General features: G+C 44.9%; 15 protein-coding genes. 8 read left to right on the top strand and 7 right to left on the bottom strand.

The features are described from left to right. The first annotated feature begins 49 nt into the window (after positions 1-49). The 8 genes from FE394_RS02595 (at position 50) to FE394_RS02560 (ending at position 8,188) form a co-directional block, all read left to right on the top strand. Positions 50-1,612, top strand: coding sequence for a type VI secretion system baseplate subunit TssF (locus FE394_RS02595; protein WP_319924846.1), 1,563 nt, complete (start codon positions 50-52; stop codon positions 1,610-1,612). A gap of 24 nt (positions 1,613-1,636) precedes the next feature. Further along, positions 1,637-3,601, top strand: coding sequence for a type VI secretion system tip protein TssI/VgrG (gene tssI / locus FE394_RS02590; RefSeq protein WP_319924845.1), 1,965 nt, complete (start codon positions 1,637-1,639; stop codon positions 3,599-3,601). Continuing rightward, positions 3,568-4,389 (top strand): DUF4123 domain-containing protein, encoded by an 822-nt coding sequence (locus FE394_RS02585; RefSeq protein WP_319924844.1) that lies wholly within the window; start codon positions 3,568-3,570, stop codon positions 4,387-4,389. The genes tssI and FE394_RS02585 overlap by 34 nt, the downstream gene beginning before the upstream one ends. A 15-nt stretch (positions 4,390-4,404) precedes the next feature. Further along, positions 4,405-6,159, top strand: a complete 1,755-nt coding sequence (locus tag FE394_RS02580; protein ID WP_319924843.1) for an S-type pyocin domain-containing protein — start codon at positions 4,405-4,407, stop codon at positions 6,157-6,159. Between the two features lie 3 nt (positions 6,160-6,162). Beyond that, positions 6,163-6,606 carry a hypothetical protein gene (locus FE394_RS02575; protein WP_319924842.1) on the top strand — a complete coding sequence of 148 codons (444 nt, stop codon included), beginning with the start codon at positions 6,163-6,165 and terminating at the stop codon, positions 6,604-6,606. A gap of 519 nt (positions 6,607-7,125) precedes the next feature. Further along, positions 7,126-7,401: a PAAR domain-containing protein gene (locus tag FE394_RS02570; protein ID WP_319924841.1), complete on the top strand. Its 276-nt coding sequence runs from the start codon at positions 7,126-7,128 to the stop codon at positions 7,399-7,401. A 54-nt stretch (positions 7,402-7,455) separates the two neighbouring features. After that, a complete protein-coding gene (locus FE394_RS02565) occupies positions 7,456-7,683 on the top strand; it encodes a CPCC family cysteine-rich protein (RefSeq protein WP_419836292.1) in 228 nt (75 codons plus the stop codon). Positions 7,684-7,702: 19 nt separating this feature from the next. Next, complete coding sequence (locus tag FE394_RS02560) at positions 7,703-8,188, top strand: hypothetical protein (protein WP_319924840.1); 486 nt, start codon at positions 7,703-7,705, stop codon at positions 8,186-8,188. A gap of 148 nt (positions 8,189-8,336) precedes the next feature. On the opposite strand, the gene FE394_RS02555 is transcribed toward FE394_RS02560, so the two are convergent. The 7 genes from FE394_RS02555 to pgaB all read right to left on the bottom strand — a co-directional run bounded on the left by FE394_RS02555 (position 8,337) and on the right by pgaB (position 16,116). Beyond that, entirely contained in the window at positions 8,337-9,311 is a 975-nt protein-coding gene (locus FE394_RS02555) for an EAL domain-containing protein (RefSeq protein WP_319924839.1), read from the bottom strand. A gap of 365 nt (positions 9,312-9,676) precedes the next feature. Further along, complete coding sequence (gene yfiB / locus FE394_RS02550) at positions 9,677-10,162, bottom strand: outer membrane lipoprotein YfiB (protein ID WP_319924838.1); 486 nt, start codon at positions 10,160-10,162, stop codon at positions 9,677-9,679. Further along, entirely contained in the window at positions 10,159-11,421 is a 1,263-nt protein-coding gene (gene dgcN, locus FE394_RS02545) for a diguanylate cyclase DgcN/YfiN (RefSeq protein ID WP_319924837.1), read from the bottom strand. The genes yfiB and dgcN overlap by 4 nt, the downstream gene beginning before the upstream one ends. A gap of 4 nt (positions 11,422-11,425) precedes the next feature. Beyond that, positions 11,426-11,890 carry a regulatory sequestration protein YfiR gene (yfiR, locus tag FE394_RS02540; RefSeq protein ID WP_319924836.1) on the bottom strand — a complete coding sequence of 155 codons (465 nt, stop codon included), beginning with the start codon at positions 11,888-11,890 and terminating at the stop codon, positions 11,426-11,428. Between the two features lie 380 nt (positions 11,891-12,270). Continuing rightward, positions 12,271-12,696, bottom strand: coding sequence for a poly-beta-1,6-N-acetyl-D-glucosamine biosynthesis protein PgaD (pgaD, locus tag FE394_RS02535; RefSeq protein ID WP_319924835.1), 426 nt, complete (start codon positions 12,694-12,696; stop codon positions 12,271-12,273). Beyond that, positions 12,696-14,024 carry a poly-beta-1,6-N-acetyl-D-glucosamine synthase gene (gene pgaC / locus FE394_RS02530; protein WP_319924834.1) on the bottom strand — a complete coding sequence of 443 codons (1,329 nt, stop codon included), beginning with the start codon at positions 14,022-14,024 and terminating at the stop codon, positions 12,696-12,698. Before pgaC ends, pgaD begins: the two co-directional genes overlap by 1 nt. Beyond that, entirely contained in the window at positions 14,017-16,116 is a 2,100-nt protein-coding gene (gene pgaB, locus FE394_RS02525; RefSeq protein ID WP_319924833.1) for a poly-beta-1,6-N-acetyl-D-glucosamine N-deacetylase PgaB, read from the bottom strand. Before pgaB ends, pgaC begins: the two co-directional genes overlap by 8 nt. Positions 16,117-16,126: the final 10 nt, after the last annotated feature.

Genomic DNA, 16,126 nt, shown 5'->3' with positions numbered 1-16,126 from the left:
TTAAGGAACGAAGCTGTTTTGATGCTTACACGCAGAGATTCTCTGGCGTGTGATAGAGCTGACCCAACCGTTACTGCAACGCTTGCAGGCGCAGTCCGTTAAGGGGATTCCTGCCACCGGCATTATGCAGATTGAGAGTGGAAAAGACGCGGATTTTGCGTTTTCACTGCCGTTCGGAACAAAAATTCAGACGCCCGTCGATCAGACTTTTATTACCTCCCGACCCTGTGACGTTCAGCCATTCATGTTAGTCGGACGGGAAATAGCCCATCAGGATCAGGAAACCCAAATCACCCTGATCTTTGAATATACCGGCAAGGATAACCATTGGGATGTCCGGCCGATAGAGTTCTTTCTCAGTCGTGATGAGGCGGTCGCAGATAGCTTGTTGCTGGGGCTGTGCCGTGACTGTTATCGTGGTGAACTGCACCATAACGGGCAAACCTATGTGATGGAGACCCTGCGATTTGTTCCACGTTCGGGGACGGACAGGTTGGTCTTGTCACCGCCTGTTGCGGCGGGAAACTGGGCACCACAAATGTTGATGGAATCGTTCTACTTGCCCCATGTCCATCATTTCCTGACGCTGGATATGCCGTATCCCGTTAAATCCCGGCGCCTGCCGATGACGGATAACCGGACATTAACACTGACCCTGAAGCTGGACACATTGTTGTCACTGTCTGATGAGCAGATAGCCGATGCGTTTCTGCTGCATTGTGTGCCGGTGGTCAATCTTCAGCTAGAACGACTTACTCAGCCGTTCAAACCAGATACGGCCCGTTATCCGTTGCCCCTGTCACCGGAGCAGGGGCTGTTGCACGTCGTGGCTCTGACCCTGAAAGGCGAACCCCATGAAGAGGGGCGGAAGCGTGGAGAAACCGGTCAGTTTTATCCGGTCAGTCAGTTGACTGGTCTGTCCCGCCATCAGTCGGAATATGATGACGCGTGGTTTTATGCGCTGGAGGTGACCCACGATGCGTTGGGACGATTGGCATATGCGCTGGTTTTTTATGACAGTCAGGCAAAATTGATGGAACAGCCGCCCAGACGCCAGTTTACCTGCCATTTTGTGTCATTTAACCCGCAGCCGATAACGCTGCCTGTCGGCACAGAATGCCTCACTGAAAGCCTGCCGGATCGCTTTCAGATAAGCACGGTGACGCCGGTTTCAACCAGTTATCCGCCGGTGATTGACAGCCAGCGGCACTGGCGGTTGTTGTCACATTATTCCACCAGCGGTTATGTACTGCTGTCAGCCGACGCGTTCAGACAATTGTTGCGGGATTACGATTTTTATCCCGACAGTGATCGCCCGGTCAGCCGTCAGCTTCAGCGGATGATTGCGGGTATTCAGTCCATCAATTCTGAGGCGAAAGACCGGCTGGTCAGGGGGCAGCCGCACCGCTGCCTGTATATCGAACTGATACTGGATGAAAGCGCTTATGCCAGCCGGGGAGAGTTGTTCCGCTTTGCCGATGCGCTCTACCAGTTCCTGCCGTTTTTCCTCAGCAACGACATGCTGATGCTGATGGACGTCACTTGTCAGCCTTCCGGCGAAAAATGGCGCCTGTCGCCGCTGCCCCTCCGGGGATATCGCCCCCTTATGTAAAGAGCAATAATGTAAGGATAAACAATGGATGGATTAGTCTTTACCTGTCAAATCGGCAAACTGCCCAAAACCACCTTTCAGGTGGTGGATTTCAGTTTGCGGGAAGCCCTGTCAGAGCTGTATCACCTAAGTCTGACCGTGGTCAGTTCCCTTGATAATATCGCTCTCGGTGAACAGCTGGGTATGGCGGCTTCCCTGACCGTGATGCGTGATGGCGTCGTGGAGCGCACTGTTAATGGCATCGTCGCCGGCGCAGAGCAGGGCAACAGTGACGGCCGACGCACCTATTACACTTTTGCCATCCGGCCGGCAATGTGGCGCATGACCCTCAATCAGGACAGCCGCATTTTTCATCGTCAGTCCGTACCGGAAATCCTCAGACAATTGCTGAAAGAGCACCAGATCAAATCAGACAACAAATTTTATGAAGAGGAAGGCCATCACCCCGTGCGGGAATACACCACCCAAAAACGTGAATCGGCTTATGATTTTTGGTGCCGGTTGGCGGCGGAAGAGGGGATCATTTTCTGGTTTGAGGAAGACAGGCTGTTTTACAGCAACTCCCACCTCGGTATGCTGGCGGGATTATCCCTGACCTATAACGCGCAGGCGGAAACGGATAACACGGACACGACCGTTTCCCAATGGCGTTACGGCGAATTTCTCTGCCCTGATGAATTTACCCACAAAGACAATAACTTCCTGCGCCCTTCTTATCCCTTGCAGCACCAGGCGATGCTGGAACAGGGGCGGGGTCATGGCATGTTTGAAAGTTACGGACGTTTTCAGTTGGATGCGGAGGGCAAGCCACTCTCCTTGTTGCGTCTGAACCAGCTCAACAGCGGAAGCAAAATGGGTTCTGCCACCACTAACTGCATTCAGCTTCGGCCGGGCAAAATCTTTACCCTCAACAGTCATCCGATTGCCGCCATGAACGATCGCTGGCAGGTGGTGAGCATTACGCATCATGGTGTTCAGCCACAAGCCGACGGTAATGCGGGAGAAGGCACAACATTAACCAACAACCTCACCTTTATTCCGGGCTGGGATGACTGGCGTCCGCCGTATTGCTACAAACCGATGGCGGATGGCGATGAAGTGGCAACAGTGGTCGGGCCGGAAGGCGAGGAAATTTTCGTCAACGAACACGGCGCGATTAAAGTGCATTTTCACTGGAACCGTTATGACGAACCCGGTGACGGCTCTTCCTGTTGGATACGGGTGGCACAGGGCTGGAATGGTCATGGCTTCGGATTTATGGCCATCCCCCGCATTGGTCAGGAAGTCATCATTTCTTATCTCAATGGTGATATCGACCGGCCGATAGTGACCGGCTGCACCTACAACGGGCGTAATCGCCCGCCACTGGACTTGCCTGCCGAGAAAACCCGCACCACCTTCAAAACCCATACCCACAAGGGAGAGGGGTTCAACGAACTGCGCTTTGAGGATGCGAAAGGCAGCGAAGAAGTCTATATCCACGGTCAGCGAGACTTCACGGCTCATATCGAAAATGATGTGCTCTGGCATATCAGGCACGACCAGAAACAGCGTATCGACAATAACCATTACATCGATATTCAGGCGGATGAACATTCGCAGGTGAAGGGCAGCCGTAAATACAGCACTGAGGGCGATGTTTCCCACCGCATCACCGGCTCACAACACATTCAGGCCGGTGATGCACTGGTCAGTGAAAGTGCACAGGAAACCCACGTCAAGAGCGGCGGTAAAATTGTGCTGGAAGCCGCGACGGAAATCAGCCTGAAAGTGGGCGGCGCATTTATCAAAGTCACACCGGGCAGCATTCAGTCTTCCATGATTGATGTGGGCGCAGGCTCCGGCAGCAGCGGCCGGGGTGTCTCACTGCAATTACCGGAAGGCGTTCCGCCATTGCCTGAGGTCAAATTTCCGGTCAAAAAATACTGTGCATTACAGGCACAGGAAAGTGCCGCGTGGGTGATCAAATCACCGGGAGGGAAATCATGACGATGGCTGTCAGTAAGCATACCCGTTGGACAACGTGGTTCAGTACGCCGGATAAGGCACCGGTTTTCCTTATCATCAATCAGCTTGCCGCTCCCAATCCGGTCGATATTTTTTATGCCAACGACTGGGTGGCTCAGGCCTTCCCGCTTTATAGCGGCACACCGTTGGCTCACCTGATGGATCAGGGGCCGTGGTTAATCCAGCCCAAAGCGGACAGTCTGGCTTCCCTTGGGCGCTTATTGGATCGCCGGGCGCTCAGCGACGAAAGCTGGGGCTGGGCGTACCGCAGCGAGACAACATGGCAGAGGCAGTTACCGCATTGGCAGCGGCATCAATTTGCGACCCTGCGCGATGAACAGGTGGTATTCCGCCTGATGGATACCCGCATTGTCCGGGTATTGATGCCCGCCATGCAGTCAACGGACTGGACATCCCTGCTGAATCCGGTCACTGAACTGATGATCGACATGCCCGCGCCGACGGTTTTCAGCCGCCCGGCAGGCTGCCCGCCGAGTCAGATTGAACGCCCCTTTGTGCTGGAGCCGCACCTTATTGCCGTGTGGGAACAGTCTGATTTGGCGCTGGAAGGTTACGCCCAGACACTGACCTATGAATTATGGGAAGAGCAAGGCGAACTGGCGATGAAGCTGGATACACCGAGTGGCGCTTTGTCCCAGCGCTTGGCGTCTTGGCTGAAACATCGGCGTCAGCAGGGTTCCCGCCTTCAGGCGCTGACGCTTCATGACTTTCTGGCAGAAAGCGGCATGAACGCTCTGCGCCTTAACTAAAAAAGGATTTCATTGATGAGTGATACAGGAAGATTAGACTGCGTATCCTGCCATCAGGTATTCAAGCATTGGTTGGAATTTCAACTGACCGACAATCAGGGCAAGCCGTTGGGCGGCATTCCTTATACCCTGAAAAGCTGGGATGGCATTGTGAATGCCAGTGGCGTTACCGATGGTCAGGGGGTATTGCGGGAAGAGGATTTACCGCCAAAGCCGATGATCCTGCATGTGGACGCGCAAAAATTGGCGGAACAGCTGATTGAAAAATCTCCGGCTGAGGCCACGGAAACGGCCAAAGGAGCAGGAGCTTATCATCAACTGATGCCGGGGGAAATCAGTAACACAACACCGGAAGTGGAAGGCTGGACACAAGAAGCGTTGTTAGATTCACGATACTACCCTGACCCCAGTTACCCGGGATTTATTGCGAGGCCAAGCCATAACCGCCGACATGTATTGGAAATCGCCCGCATCGCCAAACCGGTTTTTGCTAAATCCTGTTTGCAAACTGCGGGTTGTACCGATGCGGGAATGGAAATTGAACCACATACCAACTTCGGGCAGATGCAAATCTACCACACCGTACCAAAGCCGAACGGGATGGGAACGGCGAACCAGAGCATGAAGAATGACTCTGAACCGTTAATTTTACAGGCGATTGCCTGGGTGGGAAATCAGATATTTCCTCGCGCAGAAGCGAATCCAATCCTTATCGAAGCTTACCTGCAAGCGGTTCAACAGACACAGGCTGCTGTAACGGGGGCGGCTGTTGCAAACCATGGTAATGATGGGAATAAAAAGGAGTCAGGTCCTTTGTTATCCCGAAACGAGATACAGAAACTGGAGGGCATTCAGTTTAGTCTGTCCCGTGATTACCATCTCATGAGCATGTCTACAACCGTTGTGGGGATGATGTTACGGAAGTGGTGGGATGGCAGTGATAATGACTTATTGAGCCTTGAAAACTTAAAGAAAATTGCTGACAAAAAAGGTACGGCGGAAACACGGGTTCGCTACCGTTTTGTGGAGAATGCAGAAACAGGGCAGCTGACCGCCGTGGGATACCATACCAGTGAAGAGAGTAAGCTGGAGCCGGTAAAAGTCCGCCATGTGCAGTATAATAAATCCTTAAATCGGTATGAATTTTGGGAAGATGGTGCTTCATCGCCGACATTGGTCTGGTATCATAATGCGGCATCCGGTGGATTATCCCAGCAGGATATTGGTAAATCGGTTTCACAAGATTCTACCGTCAATGTCAAAGTAGCTGTGCTGGATCCCCAAGCTACAGGCCAGACACCGGGATTGCCGATCCCCGAGGAAAAGGACTGGCGGGATGGTGCTTACGTCAACCCGCAGCAAGATCCGAATGAAATTCGCGGAAATAGCACGTCTACGCCGATACCGGATGCGAGGGAGAATGGGCCTACGATATTGGGCACTCCAATACCGGAGGAAAAGGATTTTCGCGATTATATTTTGATTTTTCCTATTTCAGATGTTCCGGCGATTTATGTTTATTTGAGTGCATCACTCAAAGGTAAAGGAGCTACAGAAGCGGCTAAGGAGCTGGGGTATGATCAACGAATTCCTGCGCAAAAAGCCCCTTTTAACTCTCATGGACAGCCTGTATTTTTTAATAGAAAATCAAAAACGTATATTACACCAGATGTAGATGGACATAATATTTCTAATGGCTGGAAAATGATGGATAAAAAAGGAAAAAGAATGGGTACTTATGATAGTGATCTCAATAGGCTTAAGGATTAATTTATGTTTGATATTGTGACAAGAGATTTAGCTGTTAAACATTTTGGTGAGATAGCTCTCCCATCATCAATAATCATTGATGATTTTAAAGAGGAGTTTTTTTTGCCAATAACTTATTGGAATACAGATAACTATAAAAGAAGCTGGTATGATTCTCTTAAAGAAGGATTAAATAAGAAAAATCATGCTGCATTAGCTGTTTCTATGTATGAACCAAGTAGTGTTAATTTCATTTTTATATGGATAGTTTATTTTGAAGGTGAGAAGGTTTTTTTACAAAATCAAACTTTATTTGTAGAAGATCACCCTGAATTTTCTCCATATAAGCTTAATGATTTTATTGAGCCTCGTTATGTAGAAAATGAAAATGGAGATAAAATATCCGAATGGAGTACAGATTTAAATAGCATATTGGAATTTTATAATAAATTAGAAGAGTCAATTTAATTTTGAAAAATCATCTGTATTTATAGTGTTCTTATATAGGTGATTTTTTGATAAAAATACGCGAGTTTATAAATAAGGTTTCATAATAGTAGTGCACTTAGCTTATGAGGATTCCTTACTTCTCGCAACGCGAGAAGTAAGGAAGTGGACTAACATTTCGAATGCTTATTTAGTATTTGGATGAGTTCATAATTGAATTATCGCAGAATGATATAATAAGTATATTAAAGCACTGAATCCAAATGGTGTAATTATCTCTGATAAATTTAAATGTTTAAAATAATAGTAACTCCCCTTGGATTCACATATTAAGCGCAACACCGTTATGAGCCAATATAATCAACATATTATTCTGTATTCTTTCCATTAAAAGAGGTTATTTGGGTTGATGTTGTCAATAAACAAAGTGTACAATAAATGCGCTGAAAAATAAAAAGTCCGACTCAAATATTTGGAAGTTTAATTCAGAGATAACAAAATATCTCACTACAGATTGAATCTAACATAGGAGAAAGTAAAATGGCAAAAGGAAATTTCTTGACGGTTGGCGATAAAACAACGTGTGGTGGTGCTATTCTAACAGGAACCAGCAACATCAAATTTTACGGGAAACAGGCTGCAATTGAGGGTTCTACTGTGACTTGTGGCAGATATTCGGGTAATTATGCCATTGTGGGCGGAGTTGGCTCTTTCGTTGATAAAGGAACTAAATTAGCAGGGACGTTGGATAGTAAAACAACCTGTCCTTGTAGTGCTGGACTTATTCATTCAATCCCTGATTCTTATCAGAAATAAGTTGAAATTAAAGATAATTTAATTGTAAATTTTATTTTTAATCATTGAATTAATATGATGGATTCAAAATACAACTGTCCATGTTGCAATAATGCTTCTTTTTCGTTTTTTGGAGAATACGATATTTGTCCTATTTGTGGATGGGAAGATGATCCTATTCAATTTCAAGATCCTGATTATTCTGGAGGCGCTAATTCAATGAGCCTAAATGAGGCCAAAAATGCCTTTAAACCAAGTGGAAAGGTTAAGTGGTTTTATGTATTGTTAAATCAACTTTTTTAAAAAATCAAAGGTACATAGTATGGATAGCTATAAAAAGTACACTATGGATAAAGCTGATTTAATATTGCTTCCTATCATTGGTGGGGAGCTTATTTTACTTAATTACATTGGTTTTGCACAAGAAGGCAGGTTTGAATTTTTAAGTAAGATAAAAGATTGGAATCGAATGGATGATGTTGAAATATTAAAACTCATCAATTTCAAAAAATATCTTTCCGGTAAGGTTTTTATCATTAATGAAGATTCCTATACCAAAGATAACGTCTATTCGATGGATGCGAGCAATATTGATACTTTTGTTGAGGACTATTTTAAGTCGAATTCTAATTGTTTTTTTGATGGTGATACTTTTTTTATCTCTCCTTTAAATGAAACTTTGATTGAATTTCAACATGATGGCTATATATTTGTGCATAAGTTACCGATTTTATTGAATGAGCATAGTATACCCGATGGATTTCGAGTCACAGCGCGGCGGCAAGGGAACGAATCCCCGGGAGTATAGTGAACACCCGATAATTAATGTGCTCGAAGAGATTTACGATGAAACTTATCGTTTTATGTAGTTCGCCAACGCTATAAATCGCAAATTTGATTGATATTTTAAGTGTTGGCTTTTCTTAATCCGTTACAATTTCACAAAGAAGCTTTAATCACAACCACTTCTTCATAAATTCTTCCAATGGTACAGGGCGATCAAAGTAGTACCCCTGTAAATAGTCAACAGAATAGTTCTTCAATTGGTTGACTTGTTTTTGAGTTTCAATTCCTTCTGCCACAATTTCCAGATGTAATCGCAGAGCAAGGTCAATGATATTCTCTACAATATGTTTTGAAATCTTATCGGTATTCATTTTGCTGACAAAGTTATGTCCAATTTTCACTAAGTTAACATTAAATTTTTGTAAATAGTTGTGGTTCGAATAACCTGTACCAAAATCATCCAGTGCAATTAATACGCCTAATTCACCCAACTTATTGAATACACTAATTGTATGTTCATCTGGCTCCAATAATTCTCGTTCAGTAATTTCCAAAATCAACCTGATGGAATCTTCCGGAAATGCCTTAAGAAAATTCTGACAATCATCTACTAAACGTGAATCTTTATAATGTTTTGCACTTATATTGAAATTAAAGTGAAAATGTTTAGGTAATTGATGAGCAAGCGGTACGAAGTCATCTCGTACTTGACTGATTAAATGATGAGTTAAAGGAATTATGAGGTCGGATTTTTCAATTTGAGCGATAAACTTATTCGGTGCCAGTAAGCCGTGAACCGGGTGTTGCCAGCGGACAAGGATTTCACATCCAATGATCTCATTGTTTTTACTACTAATAATTGGCTGTATGTAGGGAATGAATTGTTTATTTTTGATCGCTTTTTTCAGACGATATTCCGGAATAGTAATGGTTTTCGTGTAGTTATAGAAAAACACAGCAGATAAGAGTGTGAATATAAACAGAAAAATAAATACACTCTCTAATTCCACATCTGGATGGATATTATCTTGATAATTGGAAAATAATCTCCAGAATATAAATCCTGTACTGGCAGTGATGGCGATGAATAGCATCACAAATATTCGATACAGAGATCGGGATGATTTTAGATTCAGCCCCATCATTTCTCCTTTCTGATAAAGCTTATTACTCAATGGTAGACTGTTACTCAAATTCGTAAACTTCTATTAACTTATTGATTACAAGAAAAACAGTGTTTTTGATAAAGCAATGTCGGCTATGTTACAGGAAGATATTAGAGACGGGAAATAGCTATATAAGTATATGACAAGATCGGGATAAAAAATTTTTAGGGGGAAGGGAGGCAAAATAAACCAAATATTGCGGCCATCCTTGGCAAAGATGATAACTTATTATTTTGATTTATATAAATATATTGTTAAATCGTTCGTAATAAATAGTGTTGCACCAAATACATTTTGTCTACTTTAGGGCGAGTTATTATGGCTTAGTTATTGAGGTACTGTTATTACGGCGTAGTTATTACAATGGCAACCCGGCGATTTTCAGCACGGCCTTTTGAGCTTCGGTTATCAGCGATTGGTTGGCTTGGTCCCAATCCCCGGGTTGTCAGGTTATTACGTTGCATTCCTCCCCGGGTCAGGGCGTCCGCAACTGTGTTTGCTCGTTTAAGGGATAATTGGTCGTTGTAACTCACTTCTCCGTAGTTGTCTGTATGACCATCAAGACGAGCGTGTTGGATACCAACTTTGGATAAAACATTTGCTAAAGCTTGTAATTTTTCCTCACCTTCTGAGCGCAAATGAAATTGGTTATTACCGAACAGCACTTTTTCTGATATGCCAAATAACCAGCCTTCATCGGTTTGTTGAAATCCTTGCTGTTTTAGAGCAGCGATCTGTGCGGTACTCAGACTACCATTCTGGCAGGCGCTGAGGAAAAAGGTACTGATGAATGCGCAGAGAATAAATACAAAAGAACGATTTTTGTTCATGGTGAATTCCTTGATAGGTAGTTTAGTTTTGTTGTATTAGCGGAATACCAGCCACCACCTCGTTGTTTAATGTGGTACATGGCTGCGTCGGCTTCAGACAGCAGTTGTTCTGCTGTTAAATCACCGTTGGATAGGGCGATGCCAATACTGAGTGTGATGCGCAGGTGCTGACCGTTGGGAAGGAGAATGGGAGTGTCCATGGCATGAATAATATTTTTAGCGACCCGTTCTGCATCTTCCAGATTGGCGGAGGGCAATAAGATGGCGAATTCATCTCCCCCGAGCCGGGCTACCGTATCTGTTTTTCTTACCCTTCTTTTTAAGGTCGCGGCGATAGTGACAAGAACGTGATCGCCTGCCGCATGTCCATAGACGTCGTTGACATATTTTAGTCTGTTACCATCAATAAACAGTATCGCTGCACTTTCCCGCATGAACTTATCGCTCATGACAGTTGAAAGAACACGCTCAAATGTTGCCCGGTTGGGTAATCCAGTCAGTGAATCGTGTTGTGCCTGCCAGGTTAAAACCGCTTTTTCGGTTTGTAAGTGATGTTGCCACTCTTCCAGTTCTTCAAGCAGATGGTTGAAAACCTGACTTAATTCGTGCAGTTCTGCAATATGGGCAGAGGGAACGCGTCGTGAAAATGCACGGCGTTGTCGGACGTCATGAGCAACAACGGTTATATTCTGTAATGCCCTGACGATACCATCGTGCATGCGCAGGGAGAGATAAAGTGAAATCACGGCACTGAACAGCAGGCAGACAAACAAGACCAGCAAAGCCTGATAAATAAATTTGATGATGTGGTCACTGTTGCCAATTAACCAAACTGATCCGACTTTTTGTTGGTGGTGATAAATTGGCAGGATTAAAGGTTCGGGAAAAAGCCAGTGCTCGACCAATTTTTTAAAATTGCCGGTGCGGGGTTCTTGATTGGCTTGCCAGCTTGCCAAGACTTGCTGTTTAGCATCAAAAATTTTGGCTTCTGTAAAACCATCATGGACGGCGATCATTTCCAATACTTCTGTGGCGGCAGTTTTATCCTGAAAGACCACGGCAGCTTGTGCTGTATGGGCTATGGTCGTGGAGATCAGTTTCAGGTTATTTTCAGCGTATTGTTGCATGGCAAGTAATGCCAGCAGAGACAGAAACAATCCCACTACAGATAATATGATAAATGTAATAATCAGGTGGATACGATGAAAAGCCTGACGTAGTGTCGGGCGTGATGGCATCAGTGAATAACGCTTTTTCATACGATTATTCCACCTTGCGCGCCAATTGCAGTACATTCGGATGCACACGTATCCCGCTGCGTGTCAGGATATCGAGGTTTAAACTAAATGTTGCCTGAGTGTTGTCAATGTTGAGACAAAAGGCACTGCCTATTTCACAAAGCGGGTTACTTTCAGCAATGGTAAGCAGTGGCTTGTCATTTTTTTGGCTAATCACAAGCTGCTGGAGTTGTGGATCAACTTGACCATAGTAGATAACATCACACCTTTCTATTAATTGTTCGACGTTGAAATTCAGTGTTTCTATTTGCAATTCTGTGTGATCAGAAACCATATTAATGTGGGTTAAAACGCTAATGTAGTTGGATGGTGGAACCAGACATAAACGCAGGGCAGTACGTGTGGCAGGCCAGTGTGTATAGCTGATGATCCCCGAAACTACCCGTGTAACGTTTTCATCGATTTTTAGTTTTTCGTTGGTATCAGGCATTGCCATTACTGTTGAGTTACCTATCACGATGATTAAGCATAAGTTCGTCAGTACCCGTAAAAGTAATCTGGAAATACAACGTCTAAAAACATTACGTCTAAAAACAATACGTCTAAAAACATTACGTTTACAAACATGATGAGTCCGTTCAATCAATTGCATAACGAGTCCCGGTATTTGCCTTTCATATAGTGTAGATAATCGTGTTGAAGTTATTGATAAAGTATGTTCTCAGTTAGAACCTATCTCATCATGGTGTTAATGATACAGGTTGAGATAGGTTGTATAATTCATTACTAACATTCATTACTAACAAAATGGTATTATTTTAAATTAAATAGTAACTTTGAAATATAGTTCTATCAGTAATAAATAGATTATTATCTCGGTGTTGATGAATTTTCATTGATATCTATTATATGTCCATGATTGTCATAAGTGATACTGGAAACTTTGTTTTGCCTTAAAGCATCTAATAATTTTTGTTTCAGAATAAAACTTTTTGCCACTTCCTCATGCGTTAAGGCAGGATGATGACGACGGCGTTCTATCCGGAATCTGTATTGATTATATTTTGCCCAGCCAATCAATAAGAGTGCATTAAGTACGGCAATTGCAATATAAAGTGTGATTGAACCCAGTTCTGAGGTGAATACTGAAGCAAAAAGTCTGGGACCCTGATGGGGCGAATTTAATAATCCCAGCGCGAATAAATAGATAAAACCGGCCCAAATCAGAATGGTCAGTAAGATATCAATCAGATGAGGCAAAGGTCTTTGCTCAGTAAAAATCAATGGATCTTTCATTATTCTATTCTCTCTATTCCCCGGTCAGGACTTTCCCAGCGAGCACGTTTTCTGTGTACTTTAAGCATCACTTTGGGGAAAGATACCAGTGTCGTAAACAGATTCAGCATCCAATAAATCATCGGATACCAAATCACCCAAAAAAGCGATGAAGCAACATGTTTTTCATAGCGACGTTCAATCACCAAACTAACGGTAAACTGAATCAGGCAGGTAGCTGCCAGCACCAGGCCCGTATATCCGGGCGGAAATAATGTATAGATACGAATGCTTTCCGGTAATGTGACGAATATACCGAGAAAAAACAAAATGATGGAAAGGGCAAATGTAAATGACCAGATAACTGAACAGCAGAACTCGGCAAATAATACCCACATGCGGCGATATTCCCATGACCATAGTTTACGCAGATTTTTCAGAAAAACTTCTGCTCCTCCCTGTGCCCAGCGTAACCGTTGTTTCCAGAGTCCCCGTAAGGTTTCAGGCATCAGTATCCAGCAAACTGCACGAGGCTCGAAGAAGATAGTCCAATGGTGTAATTGGAGTTTCCAGCTCACATCAATATCTTCTGTGATCATGTCGTTGCTCCAATAGCCGACATCCGCCAGTGCCCTGCGATTAAAGGCTGCAACAACGCCAGAAACGGTAAACACCTGACCGTAAACCCGTTGGGTACGTTTGATAAGGCCGATGATGGAGGAAAATTCTCCGACTTGAATGCGCCCAACTAAAGTAGAGCGTGTACGGATACGTGGATTGCCAGTAACCGCACCCACCCGGGGATGTTCAAGCATAGGTTTGACCAGCCAGACAGCCGCATCTTGATCAAGTAAGGCATCACCATCAATGCAGACCAGATAGTCACTGTTGGCGGCAGCAGCACCTGCCTGAAGGGCCATGGCTTTGCCCTGATTTTGTTTCAGGTGGATAACCCTCAGGGCCTGATGCTGTTTTGCCATTGCATTAAGTTCATCTGCTGTACTGTCTGTCGAACCATCATTGATGGCGATCACTTCAATGTGGGTATAGCGCTGGTTCAATGCTGCCAGTAATGTCTCGCGGACATTCGGTCCTTCGTTATAGCAAGGAATTAAAATGGAAATCAGCGGATTACCGTCCAGATGCCGGGATTCAGCATCATCAACTTTCCAGTGTCTTTCCCGATAAAACCAGAAATAAATGCCCCCTGAGATCCAAATCGCAGACATGAACAGAGGCCAGAAAAAGACAAAGTTCAGCATGACTTCACCGGTAAAAGCTACGGCGATACCCAAAGGGATGCTCAGTACAAGACTGAGCACGATAAAAGCAAGAATACGATCAATCATTAAGTGGATACCATTCTGGAGAAAGAACAGGGCGTACCTCATTCATTTCTGGTTGGTTATTGAGAAAATCATCAGGATAGTAACCAAAACTTTGAGCGCCATTGAGTTGCAATTGACGCATCCATTCGGTTATCTGATGTCCGGGTATCGCTCTTTTATGCATCGGATTACGCCAATCTACGGCCTGAAGTTCAAAGACCGTTTTATCCAGAGCTTGTGGACGTTGTGCAACGATTTTCACTAAACGAGATAGCCATTGATTGCTTTTTGATAAAGGCACATTTTCCATTAACGGCATTGCCATTGGCGCGACCCAATCGTAATGAGCGAGGAAATCATCCAGATTTTGGGCAAACCACTCTTCGCTGTCCGGTTCTAAAATCGGCATGGCAAAAATATTGCGCGCAGTTTTGATTTGATAACCGCGAATTGATTTGAGTTCTTGGGTCAGTTCATGGGTGAAGTCAATCAGGTGCTGACTTTTGAAACGTGTCCAGCGGGCGAATTGTTCAGGATCCTGACGAATGACTGCAATGGAAGAAGGTAAGCCAGCAGCTTGATAAGCTTTTATGGCATCAGGGCCGGCATCTTCAAAATCTGACATGACTGCGTCATCATGATACAAAATGCCCTGAAAAATGGCATAAGAGGCTAAATCCTGATAAATCTCTTTGATTCTGCGGCGATTTTCCAGATTGTAGGGAGACAGACGACGATATTGCGTTGGGTTCACAAACAGTTTGTCGCTATTTTTATCAAGGCTTGCATCATCTTTTTCATCATTTTTTTCATCATAGCTCAGCACACGCGGGAGTGAGGGTTCCAGCTCAAAAGCCAGAACGGGCATCCATGCATAAACATCAATATTTAATCGACTGTGTAATTGCCAAGAGACGCGGTTGAACAAATCAGCCCGCATCGGTAACCAGCGATTAGGGAAGTAAAGTTCACCGATATTCCCGTCTCCTTTCGGATCGGCAAAGGCCTGCAAAAAAACGGTATTGACGCGAAGGTCAGCAATGCGCTGTACGAGTTTGTCGAGATTGCTGGCCTGTTGCACGGGATTAGGATCATAAACATAGTCCAGATCAATGTGGGCAATCCGTAAGATGTGTTTATTCTGTACCTGAATGACCTGCTCGGCGAACTCTTTCAGTGAAGGGTTATTAGTAAGCAATATGCGTGGAACATTATTGAGGTTGCTGACATTAGCCAGTCCGTCATCCAGCGTCAGAGCCATCTTGTAGCCGTAACGTTTGGCTATCTCCAGTGTCACGCCGTTGTCTATTCCATAAGGCCAGACCCAGACGCGTGGCTGCTTGCCTGTGGCGGCAACGATCCTTTGGGTGATTGTGGAGATATCTTTTTCCATTCTTTGGCGGAATGCCTGTTCACTTTCATATTTCCCTGTTTTCGGATCGTAAATGCGAATCGCCGCAGCGGGCTCTGTATTTCCTTGTGGATTACCAAGAGCACCATAATGATGCTGATAGGTGTGGGAGCCAATTTCTACCAAGCCAGAGCGGGACATTTCTGCGACTTGTTCCCAGGTGGTAAAGCGTTCCCGTGGCACCATCAATCCGCCAAAATCGACGGGCTTTCCGATTGGGGCATCGACCCAAAGCCCGACGGGAGCCAGAATAGCAGGCCAATTGTAAGCTTTGAGCAAAGGAAAGACGCGATGGTAAAAGCTGCTATAGCCATCATCGAAAGTCAGTAATACAGCTTTAGGAGGCAAAGGTGTACCGCCTTGACTGGCGGTGAGGATCTGATCGACCGTCACAGGTTGATAGCCATTTTCCCGCAGCCATGCAAACTGATCGTTCAACGCGCTGGTACGAACTGACATAAAACGTTGGTCTGCGCCATCATCTTCTACATCATGATAAGCCAGAACTACGTAACCATTGTGCGGCCAGGGGCGCTCATTCATGGAAAGAGGACGCTGCGCTGGCGGAGCGAAGTCGGGTTTTTCCGCATATGCCATCATGCCTAGCTGTGGAGTGAACAGAGGGGCGAATAGCTGGATAGTGAACAGGCCAATCAGCAGTGCTGATATTATCAACCAATGGCGAAAAGCATTGTGTGTCATAAAAAATCCT

It is taken from the genome of Xenorhabdus littoralis (genome assembly GCF_033949345.1).
Lineage (GTDB): Bacteria > Pseudomonadota > Gammaproteobacteria > Enterobacterales > Enterobacteriaceae > Xenorhabdus > Xenorhabdus littoralis.
The sequence above is the reverse complement of the archived record's forward strand: the minus strand, read 5'-3'. Positions and strand labels throughout refer to the sequence as shown.

Coding starts and splice junctions, on each gene's coding strand:
- tssI (WP_319924845.1), top strand. CDS start 1,637: ATGGATGGATTAGTCTTTACCTGTCAAATCGGCAAACTGCCCAAAACC.
- FE394_RS02580 (WP_319924843.1), top strand. CDS start 4,405: ATGAGTGATACAGGAAGATTAGACTGCGTATCCTGCCATCAGGTATTC.
- FE394_RS02575 (WP_319924842.1), top strand. CDS start 6,163: ATGTTTGATATTGTGACAAGAGATTTAGCTGTTAAACATTTTGGTGAG.
- FE394_RS02570 (WP_319924841.1), top strand. CDS start 7,126: ATGGCAAAAGGAAATTTCTTGACGGTTGGCGATAAAACAACGTGTGGT.
- FE394_RS02565 (WP_419836292.1), top strand. CDS start 7,456: ATGATGGATTCAAAATACAACTGTCCATGTTGCAATAATGCTTCTTTT.
- FE394_RS02560 (WP_319924840.1), top strand. CDS start 7,703: ATGGATAGCTATAAAAAGTACACTATGGATAAAGCTGATTTAATATTG.
- FE394_RS02555 (WP_319924839.1), bottom strand. CDS start 9,311: ATGATGGGGCTGAATCTAAAATCATCCCGATCTCTGTATCGAATATTT.
- yfiB (WP_319924838.1), bottom strand. CDS start 10,162: ATGAACAAAAATCGTTCTTTTGTATTTATTCTCTGCGCATTCATCAGT.
- dgcN (WP_319924837.1), bottom strand. CDS start 11,421: ATGAAAAAGCGTTATTCACTGATGCCATCACGCCCGACACTACGTCAG.
- yfiR (WP_319924836.1), bottom strand. CDS start 11,890: ATGCCTGATACCAACGAAAAACTAAAAATCGATGAAAACGTTACACGG.
- pgaD (WP_319924835.1), bottom strand. CDS start 12,696: ATGAAAGATCCATTGATTTTTACTGAGCAAAGACCTTTGCCTCATCTG.
- pgaC (WP_319924834.1), bottom strand. CDS start 14,024: ATGATTGATCGTATTCTTGCTTTTATCGTGCTCAGTCTTGTACTGAGC.
- pgaB (WP_319924833.1), bottom strand. CDS start 16,116: ATGACACACAATGCTTTTCGCCATTGGTTGATAATATCAGCACTGCTG.